The sequence below is a fragment of the Nonomuraea sp. NPDC049269 genome, assembly GCF_043197155.1.
Classification (GTDB): domain Bacteria; phylum Actinomycetota; class Actinomycetes; order Streptosporangiales; family Streptosporangiaceae; genus Nonomuraea.
In genome coordinates this window covers 1548559-1565632 of sequence record NZ_JBICSO010000002.1, presented here as the reverse complement: position 1 = coordinate 1565632, position 17074 = coordinate 1548559, and the positions used below count along the sequence as shown (strand labels likewise).

Genomic DNA, 17074 nt, shown 5'->3' with positions numbered 1-17074 from the left:
GGATTTCCCGCGTATGCTGAAGCCCGAGCCCGACAAAATCAAACATATAGCCACAGGAGTAACCATGAGGTTGCTGGTCACCGGAGGCGCCGGATACGTGGGCAGTGTCGTGGCGGCGCAGCTCGTCGAGTCGGGCCACGAGGTGACCGTGCTCGACGACCTGTCGACCGGCCACGAGGACGCGGTGCCGGAGGGGGCGCGGTTCGTCCGCGGCTCCATCACCGAGGCCCACGAGGCGCTGGCGGGCGTCGAGGCGGTGCTGCACTTCGCGGCCAAGTCGCTGGTCGGCGAGTCGGTGGAGAAGCCCGGCCTTTACTGGTCGCACAACCTCGGCGGCACGCTGGCGCTGCTCGACGCGATGCGCGAGCAGGGCGTGCGCGGGATCGTGTTCTCCTCGACCGCGGCCACGTACGGAGAGCCCGAGCGCTCCCCCATCCTGGAGACCGACCCGACGCGGCCCACCAACCCGTACGGCGCCTCGAAGCTGGCCGTGGACACCGCCCTGACCGCCTACGCGGGCCTGTACGGCCTCGGAGCGGTGAGCCTGCGGTATTTCAACGTGGCCGGCGCGTACGGCCGCTATCGCGAGCGGCACGCCATCGAGACCCACCTCATCCCGAACGTGCTCAAGGTGGCCACCGGCGAGCGTGAGTCGGTCAGCGTGTTCGGCACCGACTACCCGACGGACGACGGCACCTGCGTGCGCGACTACGTCCATGTGGCCGACCTGGCGGTCGCCCACCTGCTGGCGCTGGAGGCGCTCTCCCCGGGAGAGCACAAGATCTACAACCTGGGCAGCGGCGCCGGCTTCTCCGTCCAGGAGGTGATCTCGGTCTGCCGCGAGGTCACCGGGCACGACATCCCCGCCGTCCTCGGGCCACGCCGGGCGGGCGATCCGGCCGTGCTCGTCGCGTCGTCCGAGAAGATCCGGCGCGAGCTGGGCTGGAAGGCCGAGCGCGCCTCCCTGCGGGACATCGTCTCTGACGCTTGGGGGGCGCTTTCCGGGAAATCGGTATAGGAAGTCCAGATATGTGCTGTGATATCGAAATGTGAGGAGCTTTTCACCAAGGGTCACGAAGGTAGTCTTCGGCGTCCTCGTTCTACTGGGCAGCCTCACCGCGGCGGCAGGGGTGTTATTCGCCACCTCGCCGCCGGCTCCGGCCACGGGTATCACCCTTTGCCCTTAGTGTACGAAAAGGGAAATAAGCCGCAAATCGTACATGCGCCGCCCAGACAAAAGACGCGCGCCCGGAAACGGACGCGCGCCTTGTCAGGACAGACCAGGACAGATCAGATCAGGCCGAGCGACGCCACCGCGTCGCGCTCCTCGGTGAGTTCGCGCACGCTGGCGTCGATGCGGTCGCGGGAGAACGCGTCGATCTCCAGGCCCTGGATGATCTCGAACCGGCCCCCGGCCGCCCGCACCGGGAACGACGAGATGAGCCCCTCGGGCACGCCATAGGAGCCGTCCGACACGACGGCGGCCGAGGTCCACTCGGTGCCGTTGACCCAGTCATAGACGTGGTCGATCGCGGCGTTGGCCGCGGAGGCGGCGGACGAGGCGCCGCGGGCCTCGATGATGGCGGCGCCGCGCTTGGCCACCGTCGGGATGAACGTGTCGCGCAGCCACTCGGACTCCACCTGCTCGGCCGCGATCTTGCCGCCGACCTCGGCGTGGTAGAGGTCCGGGTATTGAGTGGCGGAGTGGTTGCCCCAGATGGTCATGTTCTTGATCTCGGTGACCGGGACCTGGAGCTTGGCGGCGAGCTGGGACAGCGCGCGGTTGTGGTCGAGGCGGGTCATCGCGGTGAAGCGGTCGGCCGGGACGTCCGGCGCGTTCTGCTGGGCGATGAGCGCGTTGGTGTTGGCCGGGTTGCCCACGACCAGGACCTTGATGTCGTCGGCGGCGTGCTCGTTGATCGCCTTGCCCTGCGGGCCGAAGATGCCGCCGTTGGCGCCGAGCAGGTCGCCGCGCTCCATCCCGGCCTTACGCGGCATGGCGCCGACGAGCAGTGCGACGTTGGCACCCGCGAACGCGATGTTCGGGTCGTCGGTGATCTCGATGCCGGACAGCAGCGGGAACGCGCAGTCGTCGAGCTCCATGGCGGTGCCCTCGGCTGCCTTCACCGCCTGCGGGATCTCCAGCAGACTGAGCTTGACCGGGACGTTCGAGCCAAGCAGTTGCCCCGACGCGATGCGGAACAACAGTGCGTAGCCGATCTGACCGGCGGCTCCGGTGACGGTCACCTTGACGGGCGTGGCCATGGCCTTCCCCTAACTCGGAGGATGAATCATTGACTTTCGGATGCTACCCGTTCGTCATCCGCAGGAGTTCATCGAGGGCGTGTCCTGCTCGGGAGTGAAGTCCACGTTGCGGAAATACTGGGTCAGCAGGCTCTTGACGACGCCACCCTTGTAGAGGGCGGTGATGACGCCTTCGGCCGCCTTGCAGGTCCTCGTGTCTCCGGTCTTGATGCCGATGGCATAGCGCTCGTCGTTGAGCTTGGCGCCGAGGATCTTGAAGCGCTGGTTCTCGCGGCTGGCGAACCCGGCCAGGATGAGGTCCTCGCCCGGCACCGCGTCGACCTCGCCGCTCCTGAGCTTGTCCATGCACTGCGCGTAGTTGGTCGCCGGGACGAGCTGGACCTTCACCTTGGCCTGGACACTCCCGACGGACGGGCTGTCGGGGGCGCAGATCTTCTTGCCCTGGAGGTCGTCGATCGAGTCGATCGCGTCGCCGTCGCTGACCAGGAGATCGTGGTGGGCCACGTAGTACGGGCCGGCGAACTCGACGTCGCTCTTGTCGATGGAGTAGGTGGCGATCACGAGGTCCACGGTGCCGTCGGCCAGCGCCTTCTCCCTCTCCGCCCTGGGGATCCTGACGAACTTGGTCTGCTTGGCGCCGAGCTCCTGCGCGATGCGCTTGGCCAGCTCGATGTCGAAGCCCTCGAAGTCCCCGTCGCGTTCCAGGGAGACGCCGGGGAGATCGCCCTTCACACCGATCACGATCTTCTTGGTCTGCGCCACCTTGTCGACCACCGAGGTGAAGGAGTTGGGCGGGACGGGGGCGGGCGAGGTGCCCTTGCCGAACATGAGCTGCGCCCAGTCGTTCCGCACCGCCACGACCGCCGTCGCGCCGATCAGCAGGACCGCCGCGACCAGCGCGAACCACCAGGCGCGGCGGCGGCGCGGCAATGTGTCCTGGGCGGGCGCGGGCAGGCCGGTGTCCCGGGCGGGCATGGGCAGATCCGTGTCCTGAACGCGGGGCGGCGGCGTGGAGCCGGTCGCCCACGGGATCGGCTCGCCACCGGTCACCGAAGACTGCTCCGGCGGATGCATGAGCTGCGCTTTCGCCAGCGAGCCCGTGCCTATGCTGCCGGTCGGCACCCTGATGAACGGGGTGGTGTCGTCGCTGGCCACCTGCACACCCCGGGTCAGCAGGGCCGTGGAGGCCCCGACGGTCTCGGGCTGGCCGAGCAGCCGCAGCAGGATCTGGTCGGCCGAGGGCCGGTCGTCGGGTGACTTGGACAGGGCCGACCGCACCACTCCGCGCAGCGGCTCGGGCAGCATGGAGACGTCGACCTCGTGGTTCAGGATCCGGTTGAGCACCACCGCGATCGAGTTGCCCTCGAACACGGTCTCCCCGGTGGCCGCGAACGCGATCACCGCCCCCCAGGCGAACACGTCGGTATAAGGCCCGACATCGTCGCCGGCGATCTGCTCGGGCGCCATGTAGGCGGGCGTCCCGATGGCCCGGCTGGTGATGGTGCCGCTGGAATCGATGATCCTGGCGATGCCGAAGTCCACCACACGCGGCCCGTCGGCGGCGATCAGCACGTTGTCGGGCTTGAAGTCGCGGTGCACGATCGAGGCGTGGTGGATCGCGGTCAGCGCGGTCGCCGTCCCGATCGCCAGCCGGTCGAGCGCCGTCCCCCGCAGCGGGCCGTCGTCGTCGACGATGTCCCTGAGCGCGCGCCCGTCGATGTACTCGCTGGCGATGTACGGCGTGTCGCCGTCGAGGTCGGCCTCGATCACCCGGGCCGTGCAGAAGGACGCCACCCGCTGCGCCGCCTTCAGCTCCCTGGCGAACCGCGACCTGGCGATCGTGTCCCCGCTGAACTTGACATGCAGCAGCTTGATCGCAGCCTGCTCACCCTCATCGGTGACGCCCAGGTAGACGATGCCCTGGCCGCCCTCCCCAACCCGGCCGACCAGCCGGAACGACCCCAGCTGGCCGGGGTCGCCGGCGACCAGCGGCGAGATCTGCGGCATTCATCTTCCCCACGTTCAAACAAAGCCTAACGACGCAAACTTTACGACGCTCAGTAAGCTCTCAGGGAACCGTTAACCGTTCGTGACGTCACGGTTTGTCGCCAGGAGCAGTATGGCCACCCGGCATCACCATCGTTGGGAGAAACGCCGAATAAGCACAGTATCGGGCAAAGTGATGTGAAACACCGGGAGGCTCGGGAATATGTCCCGTTCGTACGACATCGTGCTGTTCGGCGCGAGCGGATTCACCGGGGCGCTCACCGCGTCCTACCTCGCCAGAACGGCCGGACCCGAGGTCCGCTGGGCGCTGGCCGGGCGGGACCGGGCCAAGCTGGAGCGGCTCGGCATCGACGCTCCGATCCTGGTCGCCGACGCCACCGACCCCGCCTCACTGGCCGCGATCGCCCGCGAGGCGCGCGTCGTCGTCACGACCGTCGGCCCCTACCTCCGTTACGGAGAGCCGCTCGTGGCCGCCTGCGCCGAGGCCGGCACGCACTATCTGGACCTGACGGGCGAGGCCGAGTTCGTGGACCGGATGTACGTCCGCTACCACCGGCGGGCCTCCACGACGGGCGCCAAGCTCGTGCACGCGTGCGGCTTCGACTCGATCCCCTACGACCTGGGCGTGCTGTTCACGGTCGGCCAGTTGCCGGAGCACGTGCCGCTCAAGGTCAGCGGGTTCCTGAGGAGTGAGATGCGGGCGTCCGGAGGCACGCGGGCCTCCGCGATGACGATCATCTCGCGCCCCCTGCAGCTCCTCGACGCGGCGGCGCGGCGGCGCGCGGCCGAGCCGCCACCACCTGGCCGCCGGGTCAGCTCCCTGCCCGGCGGGCTGCGTTACGTCGGCGGCTGGGCCCTGCCGATGCCGAGCCTGGACCCGCAGATCGTCGGCCGCTCGGCCCGCCTCCTTGACCGCTACGGGCCCGACTTCACCTACCGCCAGTACTACGCCGTCAAGGGCCTGCCCACCGCGCTCGCGGTCGCGGCGGGAGCGGGGACCATGGCCGCTCTCGCACAGATCCCCCCGGTACGCGACTGGATGGCGAGCCGCGTCAAGCCGGGCGACGGGCCCACCCCCGAGCAGCGGGCCCGCAACTGGTTCAAGATCACCTTCCTCGGCGAGGGCGGCGGCCGGCGGGTCGTCACCGAGGTCGCGGGCGGCGACCCCGGCTACGACGAGACGGCCAAGATGCTCGGCGAGTCGGCGCTCTGCCTGGCCTTCGACGACGTGCCGGAGATCGCGGGCCAGGTCACCACCGCGTCCGCGATGGGCCGCCCGCTGATCGACCGCCTGCGCCGGGCAGGCATCACGTTCAGTACGCGAGAGCCCACGTCTTGAAGGACGACCGCAGGAACGGCGTCTTGAACTTGGGGAAGGCCACGGTCGCCGGGTCGCCGTCCGAGGTGTAGCGCATGTCCGGGTTGCTCTTCAGCCAGTCGAGCCAGGCCACGGAGCAGAACTGCGTGCAGTCGCCCTTCTTGTCCATGGCCCTGATGCGCGGGATGCCCAGCGGGTCGAAGGACTTGCTGAACGGCGCGGGCGCGGGCGTGTAACCGGCCAGGAAGACGCCGCTGTGATCGTAGGCCACATCGCCGAGCTTGCCGTGCATGGCCCACTTCTTGTTGTGCGGCTGGTTCCCGTACGGCAGGGCCAGGGTCACCGGCTTGGCGGCGCCCAAGGAGGTGATCATCGTCTGGATGGTGGCGATCTGCTCCTCGACCTCCTTCTCCGACCGGGAGTGCAGGTTGATGTGGTCGCGTGTGTGGTTGCCGATGTCGAACCCGTTGTCCTTGAGCCACAGCAGCATCTGCGCCTGCTCGTCGTGCTCGGTCTTGCCGAACATGTCGCGGGTGACGTACATCGTGGCCACCGGCCGGAAACCGGGATTCTTCGCCGCCACGTCACGCAGGATGCCGATGGCGGTGTCCGGCGCCAGGTTGCCCATCTCGTCCAGCGTGAGCTGCGACGGCGAGGAGTCGTCGAAGGTCAGCACGACGGGGTGCTTGCCCGCCGGGATGTCGATCTTCCCGGTGACGAACTCGGCGGCGGTGATCGGTACGTACCCGTCCTTGACCAGGCGCTCAAGATCGCCCCTGAACTGCTCGGGAGTCCGGTCGTCAGTGGTCGCGGGGTTCTTGATGACCCGGTGGAACATCAGCACCGGGATCTGTCCCAGCTCGTTGGCCTTCACCTTGGCGGCGGCCGCCATCTTGGCCGCCTTGACCTGCTGCAGCTTCGCCGCCATGTCGGCCTTGGTGGTCACTGGCTTCTTGGCCGGCTCCGAACCGCAGCCGCACACGACCGCCGTGACCGCGATCAGCCCCACCCCACTCATAAGACGCAATCGCATCCGAACTCCCTGGGACGCCTGTGACTGTTACCAGGGACTCTTACCCATTGAATCGTCTCGACCACGCTCTGTGACGGCCAAGAGATGTTCTGGAGAACACGGAAAGGGCTGACCGAGGGCGGCGCCTTCGACGAGAATGCTTCACATGACGTCGGGATCCAGCACGACGTAGACCAGGCCTCGCGCTCGCGGGGCTAGTCGGTGCCGAGGATGCGCAGACCGTGGTGGGTCTTGAAGTCCTCGTAGTCCTTGAGGTTCAGCGTGGCCAGCGGCAGGTCGTAGGTGAGGCAGCAGGCGGCGATCCACATGTCGTTGATCGGGCGGGGGCGTCCACGCTGGATGCCGGCGGCCGACAGTCGGCCCCACATCGCCGCCACCGGCTCGTCACCGGGCAGGATCGGAATGCCGGAGAGCCAGTCGGCCAGCTCCTGGCGGCTGCGGGTGCCCCAGCGGCGGATTTCAGCCCACTTGGTCAGCTCGCCGAAGGTCACAAAAGTGATCAGCGGCTTGCGGCCGATCAGGCGGGTCGCCAGCGGGCCGGTGAGTTTGCGCTTGTGGATCAGCGAGGCGACGTCGGTGTCGAAGATGACGGGTTGCACGGCGTCGGTTCAGGCTACGTCTCGATGGCGCTCGGCGTAGGTGAAGGCCAGGAACTCTTCCAGTTCCTCGTCCGACTCGAATGTGTCGGCGGCGAGGTCATCCACGGAGCGGATCGGCTGGGTGTTCTTGGCCGCGAGCAGTTCCTCGACCGACAAGCGAGGCCTGATCGGCGTGTAGGCGGGGTGGTCCGCGTCGGGTGTGCTCATGAGGACCTCCTCCGGGGCGCTGCAGGCTGGTAGATCTCAGCATACGGTGCCCGGCCCTCGTGGACACCGGCTTTCACTCTCCTGGAGGCGACGCGGCAACCATCCGCCGTGTTCGCATCCGGTCCACAGGCTTGACGGCCCAGGACACGGAAACGGCCTCTACCTGGCAGCGTAGCCACAGGTAGAGGCCGTGTTCGACAATCAGGCCATCTTCTTCTTGAGGTTCTCGTCCAGTGCCGCCAGGAAGTCCTGGGTGGTGAGCCACTTGGCGTCGCCGCCGACCAGCAGCGCCAGGTCCTTGGTCATCAGGCCGCTCTCGACGGTCTCGATGCAGACCTGCTCCAGCGTGTCCGCGAACGCGGTCACGGCCGGGGTGTTGTCCAGCTTGCCGCGGTGGGCGAGGCCACGGGTCCACGCGAAGATCGAGGCGATCGGGTTGGTGGAGGTGGGGTTGCCCTTCTGGTGCTCGCGGTAGTGACGCGTCACCGTGCCGTGAGCGGCCTCGGCCTCGACGGTCTGGCCGTCGGGGGTCATCAGGACCGAGGTCATCAGGCCGAGCGAGCCGAAGCCCTGCGCGACGGTGTCGGACTGGACGTCGCCGTCGTAGTTCTTGGCGGCCCAGACGTAACCGCCCTCCCACTTCATCGCCGCGGCGACCATGTCGTCGATCAGGCGGTGCTCGTAGGTGAGGCCGGCCTTCTCGAAGTCGGCCTTGAACTCGCTCTCGAAGACCTCGGCGAAGATGTCCTTGAAGCGGCCGTCGTACGCCTTGAGGATCGTGTTCTTGGTCGAGAGGTAGACCGGGTAGTTACGGGCGAGGCCGTAACGCATGGAGGCGCGGGCGAAGTCGCGGATCGAGTCGTCCAGGTTGTACATCGCCAGGGCGACACCGCTGCTCGGGAAGTCGTAGACCTCGAGCTCGACCGGCTCGGAGCCATCCTTCGGAGTGAAGGTGAGGGTCAGCTTGCCCTCGCCGGGGATCTTCAGGTCGGTGGCCCGGTACTGGTCGCCGAAGGCGTGACGGCCGACGACGATCGGCTTGGTCCAGCCCGGGACGAGCCGCGGCACGTTCGACATGATGATGGGCTCGCGGAAGATGACGCCGCCGAGGATGTTGCGGATGGTCCCGTTGGGAGACCGCCACATCTTCTTCAGGCCGAACTCCTCGACACGCGCCTCGTCCGGGGTGATGGTGGCGCATTTGACGCCCACGCCGTACTTCTTGATGGCGTTGGCGGCGTCGATCGTGACCTGGTCGTCCGTGGCGTCGCGGTGCTCGACGCCGAGGTCGTAGTACTTCAGGTCGACGTCGAGGTAGGGAAGGATCAACTGGTCCTTGATGAACTGCCAGATGATCCGGGTCATCTCGTCGCCGTCAAGCTCGACGACCGGACCCTCCACCTTGATCTTGGGCATGCGAATGGTTCCCCTTCAATGAATCGATACATTGAGGCTATCGGACTGCCCGGTCACCGGGCCAAAAGGGACATGATGATCCCCTTGAGCTCGTCGTTCGCCAAGATCAGCGAGGTAAGGACGAGCACGAATCCGAACGCCCCAAGCGTGATGACGTCGGTCCTCTTGCTGCGTACGGCAAGCCCGCCGTACCCGGCGAAACGGAGCGCGGCGGCCACCATGATGGCGGCGCCCAGCGCGAACCCGCCCCACCGCGGGTCCACGAGGAAGATCAGGACAACGCCGACGACCGCACCCGCCAGAATCAGCGGGTACGGCCCCCAACTCTCCCTGGAAATCGTCAACGCTCCTCGATCGGCTTCCACTTCTGATCGCGCTCACCGATGTACTCACTGTCGGGGCGGATCAGTCGGTTGTCGGCGTGCTGCTCGATGACGTGCGCGGTCCAGCCGGACATGCGGCTGATCGAGAAGACCGGTGTGAATAGGTCTGTCGGAATGCCGAGATAGTGATAGACCGATGCCGCGTAGAAGTCGACATTGGGATAGAGGCCCTTCATCTCGAAGACGACCTCCTCCATCTCCTTGGACATCCGATAATAGGTGTCGTCGCCGGATGATTCGGCGAGTTCCTGCGACATCCTGCGCAGATGCGTGGCCCGCGGGTCCTCGGTCTTGTAGACGCGGTGGCCGAAGCCCATGATCTTCTCGCCGGCGGCCAGCTTCTCGCGGACGGCCTGCGCCACCCCGGTGGGCGAGATCGATTCGAGGGTCTTCATGACCTGCTCGTTCGCGCCGCCGTGCAGAGGGCCCTTGAGCGTGCCGATGGCGGCGACGATGGCCGAGTGCATGTCCGACAGAGTCGCGGCGCAGACGCGGGCGGCGAACGTCGAGGCGTTCATGGTGTGGTCGGCGTGCAGCACCAGGCAGGTGTCGAAGATCTCGACCTCGCGCTGCGCGGGGGTGCGCCCGGTGACCTGCAGCAGGAAGTTCGCCGCGATGCTCAGCGCCGGGTCGGGCTCCGGGACCTCGGCGCCGTTGCGGGCGGCGTGGTAGCGGGCGACCAGCAGGGGCTGTTGCGCGGTCAGGCGGGCGGCCTTGCGGTGATTCGCGTCGGGAGCGATGGAGTCCTTGTCCGGGTCGTCCGCACCGGAGAGTGAGACCAGGCTACGCAGGGCCTCCATCGGTTTCTGTTTCTCGGCGATCTCCGGGATGTTCGCGGAGACCAGCGCGCCGAGCTCGCGTCCCCGGATCAGCTCCTGGCCGTACCTGTCCAGCTCCTCCCGGTTGGGGAGCTTGCCGCACTGCAGCAGGTGGGCCGTCTCTTCGAACGTCGCGCGGCCGGCCAGATCGTGGATGTCGTATCCGCGATAGAACAGGCGACCGGCCTTCCCGTCAATGTCGCTGAGCGCTGTGGACGCGGCTACGACATCGGCCAGGCCTTTCGTGGGCTTGTCCGCCATGAGTGTTTCCTCCGCATATCTCCGCCCGAAGTCTACCTGTGAGCAGGCAAAACCGGCCGCGAAGGTCCAGACCAATTTCACGCCGGATTCTCCTTATGGCAAAGGCGATTCCGCATCCCCTCGTTTGGGTAAGCCGGAGCTGTAGTAATAGTTACGGCGGGCTACCTGGGGAGGAACTGCCGTGGAGGGGCCGTTCATACGCATCGAGGACACCGGCGAGGTGGTCCCGTTGCGCCCCGAGATCACAACGGTAGGGAGGGGCCGGGGCGCAGACATCCGGCTGACCGACCCGAGTGTGTCTCGACTCCATGCCGAGTTCGTCAGGCGAGGACCCTACCTGTACGTCGTTGATCTGGGCCTGTCCCGCAACGGCACGCGGGTGAACGGCAGGCCGATCGCCCGGAGGGTGCTTGACGACGGCGACGTCGTCTCCTTCGGAGCGGCGCGCGGTCGCATCGGCGGAGTCCCCCGAGAGGACTTCGCCCCCGAGGTCGAACTGCGCAGGGCCGCTGCGCCGGAGCTGACGAGGCGCGAGGTCGATGTGCTGACCTCGCTCTGCAGACCGGCGCTCTCGGATGAGGCGTTCGTCGCCCCGGCGACCGCACGCGAGATCGCCGACGACCTGGTCGTGACCGAAGCCGCGGTCAAGCAACACCTGCTGCGGCTGTACCAGAAGTTCCGCATTCCTGAGGGCACCAACCGGCGCACGCGGCTGGCCAACGAGGTCGTCGCGCTGGGCCTGGTGCGCCCGACCCCCGTGGTGCCACCACAGCGGTCGGGGACGTCGGCCGAGCAGCAACAGCCGACGGCCGCCGGACGCAGGGCCTCATAGACTGCGGCGGACTTCAGCGGAAACGGATCGCGACCGGTGCCACGGCGAGGGGCTCCGGCAGTGCGAGTGGACCGGAGCCCGGCGTCACCGTGCCCAGGACGCGCGCCCCCGAGGCGCCCGTGCAACTGGGCACGGTCGATGGCAGGCCGTGCGCGGTGAGCCAGCCGAACAGTGAGAAGGCGATCGCCTCCTTCGCGTCGGCGGGCACACCGAGTTCGTCGCTGGTCACGAGCCGCGTCCGCGGCACCCGCGCGCGTAGCATGCCCATGAGAGTGGGATTGCGCACACCGCCGCCGGAGACGATCACGGTGTCGAGTCCGTGCCCGCGGATCTCGGCCGCCACGGTCTCCGCGGTGAGCGCGGTGAGTGTGGCGACGAGGTCGGCCTGCGGCAGGTCCGCTTTGACGTACCCAGGGGTGAAGAGCTCCTTGCCCGTGGACTTCGGCGGCTCCTTCGCGTAGTACGGCTCGGCGAGCAGCTCCGCCAGCAGCGCCGCGTCGACCTTCCCGGCCGCGCCGAGCGCCCCGTCCTCGTCGTACGGCGGGGCGGCGGCGTCGATGAGCGCGCACGCGGGCCCGGTGTCGTAGGCGATGGCCGGCTCCCGCACGGTCAGGTTGGCGATCCCGCCCAGGTTCAACGCCCCGGTACGCCCCGGTAGCCCGGCCATGAGCAGCAGGTCGAGGTAGGAGACGAGCGGCGCCCCCTGCCCGCCGGCGGCCACGTCGCGCGCCCGCACGTCCGACACCACGGGCAGCCCGGTGCGCTCGGCGATCCAGGCGGGCTGGCCCAGTTGCAGGGTGCCGAGCACCCGGCCGCCCGCCACCCAGTGGAAGAGCGTCTGCCCGTGGGAGCAGATCAGGTCGGCCGGCGGCCCCTGCGCCGCCGCTTCGGCGAACGCCTGGCCGATGAGCGTGTCCAGGGCGCAGACCTCGCCCAGGTCGATCCGGCTGGGCGGCAGCGCGGCCACGATGCGGGCTCTCAGGTCGGGCTCGTACGGCCGCTCGCCGGTGTGGACGAGCGTGCCGGTCAGCACGCCGCCGTTCAGCGACCAGTCCACGACCGCGCTGTCTATCCCGTCGTGGGACGTGCCTGAGATGAGGCCGAGAACCCGCATCGTGCTCCTTGTGAACTTAAAGGACGCGGAAGCCGTTGCTCGGCTTGCTGGTCCGGTTGGCCCGGTCGACGGCGACCACGTAGTAGTGATCCCCGCGCTTGCCCTCCGGGTCCACCCAGCGCACCTGCCGGTCACCCGGAACCACCGCGACCAGGTTGCGGGCGTCGGCGAACGCACCGGCCCCCGCCTTGCCGGGGAACCGGAAGATGGCGAACTGGAAGGGCTCGTGCCGATCCGTCGCGACCGCGCGTACCTCCACCCCATCATGCTTGCGCAGCGCGTACGCCAGCACCGGCCGGTGCGGCGCATCGCCGCCCGCCAGCCTGGTCAGCACCGGGGCCAGCGCGGGCCGGGTGTAGTGGTCGGCCACGGCCGTGCTGATCGAGCCGATCCGGTCGGCCCGCAGGTCGTTGGCGTTGTACCAGATGTCGCCGCTGACCGGTGGATTGTCCCGGTTGAGGGTGAGGTGCTTGGACAGCTCGGCCGGGACCTGCCATTCGGGCGCGGTCTGGGCCGGGTCGCCCGCCTTGTAGGCCGCCTGGCCGATCCAGAGCAGCGTGCCGGTGCCGTTCGCCACGTCGGACCACCACGGGACGAGCTTGGCGTAGTCGGCCGGCGGCTGCCCGATGTACCAGTAGAGCTGGGGCGCGATGTAGTCGAGCCAGCCCTTCTTCACCCAGCCCCTGGTGTCGGCGTGCAGGCTGTCGTAGGACTGGCCGCCGGCGGTGTCGGAGCCGAGCGGGTCGCTGGCCTTGTTGCGCCAGATGCCCGACGGGCTGATGCCCCACGCGATGTCCGGCTTGGCCTGGCGCACCCGCTGCTGCATCTCCGAGACCATGAGGTCGACGTTGTTGCGCCGCCAGGTGGCCAGGTCGGGGAAGCCCGCGCCGTACTGGGCGAACGTGGCGCTGTCGTCGAAGGCGGTGGTGTTCGTCGGGTAGAAATAGTCGTCGAAGTGCAGGCCGTCGATGTCGTACCGGGTGACCGCGTCCATGATCGCGTCCTGGCAGAACTTACGGACCTCGGGCATGCCGGGGTTGTAGTAGAGCTTGCCGCCGAACGGCAGGATCCAGTCGGGGTGCTTGCGGCCCGGGTGGTCGGGGTGCAGCTTGGCCGGGTCGGCCTGCATCGAGACCCGGTACGGGTTGAACCAGGCGTGGAAGGCCAGCCCGCGCTTGTGCGTCTCCTCGACGATGAAGCCCAGCGGGTCGTAGCCGGGGTCCTGCCCCTGGGTGCCGGTCAGCCACTGCGACCACGGTTCGAACGGCGACGGCCAGAACGCGTCGGCGGTCGGCCTGATCTGCACGAAGACGGAGTTCAGCTTCCGCTGCACCGCCAGGTCCAGCCAGGCGAGATATTCGGCCTTCTGCTGCTCGACGGTCAGCCCGGTCTTGGAGGGCCAGTTGATGTTGACCACGGAGGCGATCCACATGCCGCGCATCTGGCGCAACGGCGGCACATAGTCGGCGGCGAAGGCGGGGAGCGGTACGACAGAGGCGGCAGCGGCGAGGGCGAGGCCCTTCAGTAACGTCCTTCTGCTGGGCATGTGGGGGATGGCCTCTCGGAAGTGGTTGTGTCGAGGGCGACGATGACAGAAAATTACCTTCAATTCAATAATCGTGAAGGAAAATGCCGACATGTCCCCTGACCTGTACCGACTAGCGATGACAGTGCTCCAGCCAGGCTACGAAGGCGCGTCCGCGCCCGACTGGTTGCTCAGGGCGCTCGGCGAAGGACTCGGCGGCCTGGTGCTGTTCGCCCGCAACGAGCCCGGGGAGCAGCTCGTCCAGCGCTTTCGCGCCGAGAACCCGGGCGCCGTCGTGGCGATCGACGAGGAAGGCGGGGCGGTCACCCGCCTGGAGGTCACCTCCGGCAGTTCCTTCCCGGGCAACCGGGCGCTCGGTGTGGTGGACGACGTGGCCCTGACCGAGCGGGTGGGCCGCCAGATCGGCCGGATGCTCGCCGAAGCCGACATCACGCTCAACTACGCGCCTTCGGCCGACGTCAACGCCAACCCGGCCAACCCGGTGATCGGCGTCCGCTCGTTCGGCCCGACCGCCGACCTGGTCTCCCGCCACACCGTGGCCTACGTCAACGGAGTGCAGGGCGCCGGGGCCGCCGCCTGCGCCAAGCACTTCCCCGGTCACGGTGACACGGTAACGGACTCGCACCTGGCGCTGCCGACCGTGCACGCCTCGCGTGAGCTGCTGGCCGAGCGCGACCTGCCGCCGTTCAGGGCCGCGATCGAGGCCGGGGTGCGCTCGATCATGTCGGGCCACCTGCTCGTCCCCGCCCTCGATCCGTCGATGCCCGCGACGCTCAGCCGTACCGTCATGACCGAGCTCCTCAGGGGCGAGCTCGGTTTCGACGGGATGCTGGTCACCGACGCGATCGAGATGCGGGCGGTGGCCGCGATGTTCACCCCCGGCGAGATCGCGGTCCGCGCGCTCGGCGCGGGCGTCGACGCCATCTGCGTGGGCCTGTCGACCGAGCGGAGCCTGTACGAGATCCGCGACGCCATCGTGGCCGCCGTCCGGGCGGGCGTGCTCTCCGAGGAGCGCCTGGCCGAGGCCGCCGCCCGGGTGCTCGCCCTGTCCGGCTGGTACGACCGGCAGTCGGCCCTGCGCGAGAAGGCCCGCGCCGACGTCGACGGAGGCGTCGGCCTGGACGCCGCCAGAGCCGCGCTGACCACCACGGGAACGGCCTCGCTGACCCGGGCGCCGCTGGTCGTGGAGGTCAACACGCGCCTCAACAAGGCCGTGGACCCCTCGACGCCGACCGGCATCACGGCGGCTCTCGGCGCGCTGCTGCCGGGCACCGAGCGGGTCCAGATGGAACCCGAGGGCGAGCTGCCGCCGTTCGACGATCGGCCGGTCGTCCTCGTGGTGCACGACGCCGCCCGGCATTCCTGGGTGCGGGAGACGGTGGCGCGGGCCGTACAGGTGCGGCCCGAGGTGATCGTCGTGGACACCGGCATCCCCGCGGCGCCCGCCGGAGCCGCGCACCTGGTCACGCACGGTATCTCCCGCGTCTCGGCACAGGCGGCCGCCGAATGGCTGACCCGGTGACCGGGGCGCCGCTCGATGGGACGGACGGGCGCATGAACGAGCCGTCGAACCCGGTCTCCGCCGTCCGTGCGGTGTTCCCGTCGCTGACCCCGGCCGCGCAGGCGATCGCGCGCATCATCCTCGCCGACCCCGGCGTGGTGGTCCGGAGCACGATCACCGAGTTCAGCGCGGTGTCCGGGACGAGCGAGGCGACGATCGTACGCACCGCCAGGGCGCTCGGCTTCACCGGTTACTCGCAGATGCGCTTCGCCCTGGCCGCCGCCGTGGCCAAGCAGCCCGAACGGTTGGTGCCCGGCGACCTCGGCCCCGACGACCCGCTCACCGACGTCATCGCCAAGGTGGCGCGGGCCGAGTCCGAGGCGCTGGCCGACACGGCGGCGCAGCTCGACCCCGAACCGCTCGGGGAGATCGTCACGGCCATCGCCGCGGCCCGGCGGGTGGACGTGTACGGCGTGGCGGCGTCCGGACTGGTGGCGACCGACATGTCGCAGAAGCTGCTGCGGATCGGGCTGTCCAGCCATCCGTTCAGCGACGCCCACATGGCGCTGACCAGCGCGGCCCTGCTCCGGGACGGCGACGTGGTGGTGGCGATCAGTTGCAGCGGCGAGACGCCGGACGTGCTGGACCCGGCCCGCACGGCCGCGGAGGCGGGGGCGCTGCTGGTCGCGATCACCAACAATCCGCGGTCGTCGCTGGCCGGGCTGGCCGACTACACGCTGGTGTCGGCGGGGCGGGAGACCGCCTTCCGGCCGGGGGCGCTGGCCAGCCGGATCAGCCAGCTCCTGATCGTCGACTGCATCTTCGTCGGGCTGGCCCAGCGCACGTACGACACGGCCGACGCCGCGATCCGCGCCACGAAGGAGGCCACGGACCGCTACCGTCGCCGCTGATCAGTCCACGGTGCTCCGCGCTACGCCCGCCAGGTCCGCTTCGATCCGGGCGGCCGTGGCCAGCAGCGGCGGCAGCAGGTCCCGCCTGACCTGCTGCGACGTCGTACGGCTTGCGTGGGTCGAGACGTTCACCGCCGCCACCGCCCGCCCGGAACGGTCGCGGATCGGCACGGCGATGGACCGCAGCCCCTCCTCCAGCTCCTGGTCGACCATCGCCCACCCCCGCGCGCGCACCCGGTCGAGCTCGGCCCGCAGCGCCGCCGGCTGGGTGATCGTCCGCGCGGTGAGCCCGCGCAGCTCGGCCGAGCCGAGGTAGGCGTCGAGCCGCTCCGGGGAGAGCGCTGCCAGCAGCACCCGGCCCATGGACGTGCAGTACGCGGGGAACCGGGTGCCGATGTTGATCGTGACTCGCATGATCCTCGCGGTGGCCACCCGCGCCACGTACACGACGTCCGCGCCGTCGAGCACGGCGACCGAGGCCGACTCGTGCACTTCGGCGGCCAGCCGTTCGAGGTGCGGATCGGCCACCTCGGGCAGCGAGAGGCTGGACAGGTAGGCGTAGCCGAGCTCCAGGACCCTGGGCGTGAGCGAGAACAGCCGCCCGTCCGAGCGCACGTACCCGAGGTCGGCGAGCGTGAGCAGGAACCGCCTGGCCGCCGCCCTGCTGAGGTCCGTCGCGCGGGCGACCTCGCTCAGCGTCAGCTCGGGCGCCGTGGCGCTGAACGCGCGGATCACCGCGAGACCGCGGGCCAGCGACTGTACGTGATCAACCATGACGATCCTTGAACATAGGTCATCAAAGGCGTAGCTTCCACGATACGGGGTGTTCGTTCAGAGAATATCTGTGCGCATAGCGAACAACT

Annotated in this window: 16 protein-coding genes; 5 read left to right on the top strand and 11 right to left on the bottom strand. The window is 68.9% G+C overall.

The features are described from left to right. Positions 1-64 precede the first annotated feature (64 nt). Positions 65-1018, top strand: coding sequence for a UDP-glucose 4-epimerase GalE (gene galE / locus ACGFNP_RS17540; RefSeq protein WP_393319567.1), 954 nt, complete (start codon positions 65-67; stop codon positions 1016-1018). 272 nt (positions 1019-1290) lie between these two features. Here the strand turns inward: galE and ACGFNP_RS17535 are convergent, their stop codons facing one another. Then, a complete protein-coding gene (locus ACGFNP_RS17535; RefSeq protein ID WP_358330115.1) occupies positions 1291-2265 on the bottom strand; it encodes a malate dehydrogenase in 975 nt (324 codons plus the stop codon). A gap of 54 nt (positions 2266-2319) precedes the next feature. After that, positions 2320-4272, bottom strand: a complete 1953-nt coding sequence (locus ACGFNP_RS17530) for a serine/threonine-protein kinase (RefSeq protein ID WP_393319564.1) — start codon at positions 4270-4272, stop codon at positions 2320-2322. Positions 4273-4474: 202 nt separating this feature from the next. On the opposite strand from ACGFNP_RS17530, the gene ACGFNP_RS17525 reads away from it, so the two are divergent. After that, positions 4475-5611 (top strand): saccharopine dehydrogenase family protein, encoded by a 1137-nt coding sequence (locus ACGFNP_RS17525; protein WP_393319561.1) that lies wholly within the window; start codon positions 4475-4477, stop codon positions 5609-5611. On the opposite strand, the gene ACGFNP_RS17520 is transcribed toward ACGFNP_RS17525, so the two are convergent. The 6 genes from ACGFNP_RS17520 to ACGFNP_RS17495 all read right to left on the bottom strand — a co-directional run bounded on the left by ACGFNP_RS17520 (position 5586) and on the right by ACGFNP_RS17495 (position 10307). After that, on the bottom strand, positions 5586-6623 hold the full coding sequence (locus tag ACGFNP_RS17520) for a polysaccharide deacetylase family protein (RefSeq protein WP_393319557.1): 1038 nt from the start codon (positions 6621-6623) through the stop codon (positions 5586-5588). The two genes, ACGFNP_RS17525 and ACGFNP_RS17520, sit on opposite strands and share 26 nt — an antisense overlap. Before the next feature lie 194 nt (positions 6624-6817). Then, the gene (locus ACGFNP_RS17515) at positions 6818-7222 is read right to left on the bottom strand and encodes a type II toxin-antitoxin system VapC family toxin (protein WP_393319554.1); all 405 of its coding nucleotides are present in this window, start codon (positions 7220-7222) and stop codon (positions 6818-6820) included. A gap of 9 nt (positions 7223-7231) precedes the next feature. Beyond that, on the bottom strand, positions 7232-7429 hold the full coding sequence (locus tag ACGFNP_RS17510) for a hypothetical protein (protein WP_358330129.1): 198 nt from the start codon (positions 7427-7429) through the stop codon (positions 7232-7234). A gap of 201 nt (positions 7430-7630) precedes the next feature. Further along, complete coding sequence (locus ACGFNP_RS17505; protein ID WP_393319551.1) at positions 7631-8845, bottom strand: NADP-dependent isocitrate dehydrogenase; 1215 nt, start codon at positions 8843-8845, stop codon at positions 7631-7633. Positions 8846-8898: 53 nt separating this feature from the next. Further along, positions 8899-9189, bottom strand: a complete 291-nt coding sequence (locus ACGFNP_RS17500; protein ID WP_358330136.1) for a DUF3017 domain-containing protein — start codon at positions 9187-9189, stop codon at positions 8899-8901. Next, positions 9186-10307 carry a citrate/2-methylcitrate synthase gene (locus ACGFNP_RS17495; protein ID WP_393319548.1) on the bottom strand — a complete coding sequence of 374 codons (1122 nt, stop codon included), beginning with the start codon at positions 10305-10307 and terminating at the stop codon, positions 9186-9188. Before ACGFNP_RS17495 ends, ACGFNP_RS17500 begins: the two co-directional genes overlap by 4 nt. Positions 10308-10488: 181 nt before the next feature. On the opposite strand from ACGFNP_RS17495, the gene ACGFNP_RS17490 reads away from it, so the two are divergent. Beyond that, positions 10489-11139, top strand: a complete 651-nt coding sequence (locus tag ACGFNP_RS17490) for an FHA domain-containing protein (protein ID WP_358330142.1) — start codon at positions 10489-10491, stop codon at positions 11137-11139. A gap of 13 nt (positions 11140-11152) precedes the next feature. Here the strand turns inward: ACGFNP_RS17490 and ACGFNP_RS17485 are convergent, their stop codons facing one another. Then, a complete protein-coding gene (locus tag ACGFNP_RS17485; RefSeq protein ID WP_393319545.1) occupies positions 11153-12253 on the bottom strand; it encodes an anhydro-N-acetylmuramic acid kinase in 1101 nt (366 codons plus the stop codon). A gap of 16 nt (positions 12254-12269) precedes the next feature. Further along, entirely contained in the window at positions 12270-13799 is a 1530-nt protein-coding gene (locus ACGFNP_RS17480; RefSeq protein ID WP_393319542.1) for a glycoside hydrolase family 10 protein, read from the bottom strand. A gap of 118 nt (positions 13800-13917) precedes the next feature. Here ACGFNP_RS17480 and ACGFNP_RS17475 point away from each other — a divergent pair, with 118 nt between their 5' ends. Then, entirely contained in the window at positions 13918-15321 is a 1404-nt protein-coding gene (locus ACGFNP_RS17475) for a glycoside hydrolase family 3 protein (protein WP_393319539.1), read from the top strand. Continuing rightward, on the top strand, positions 15306-16211 hold the full coding sequence (locus tag ACGFNP_RS17470; protein WP_358330154.1) for a MurR/RpiR family transcriptional regulator: 906 nt from the start codon (positions 15306-15308) through the stop codon (positions 16209-16211). The genes ACGFNP_RS17475 and ACGFNP_RS17470 overlap by 16 nt, the downstream gene beginning before the upstream one ends. On the opposite strand, the gene ACGFNP_RS17465 is transcribed toward ACGFNP_RS17470, so the two are convergent. Next, positions 16212-16985 (bottom strand): IclR family transcriptional regulator C-terminal domain-containing protein, encoded by a 774-nt coding sequence (locus ACGFNP_RS17465; protein WP_358330157.1) that lies wholly within the window; start codon positions 16983-16985, stop codon positions 16212-16214. Positions 16986-17074: the final 89 nt, after the last annotated feature.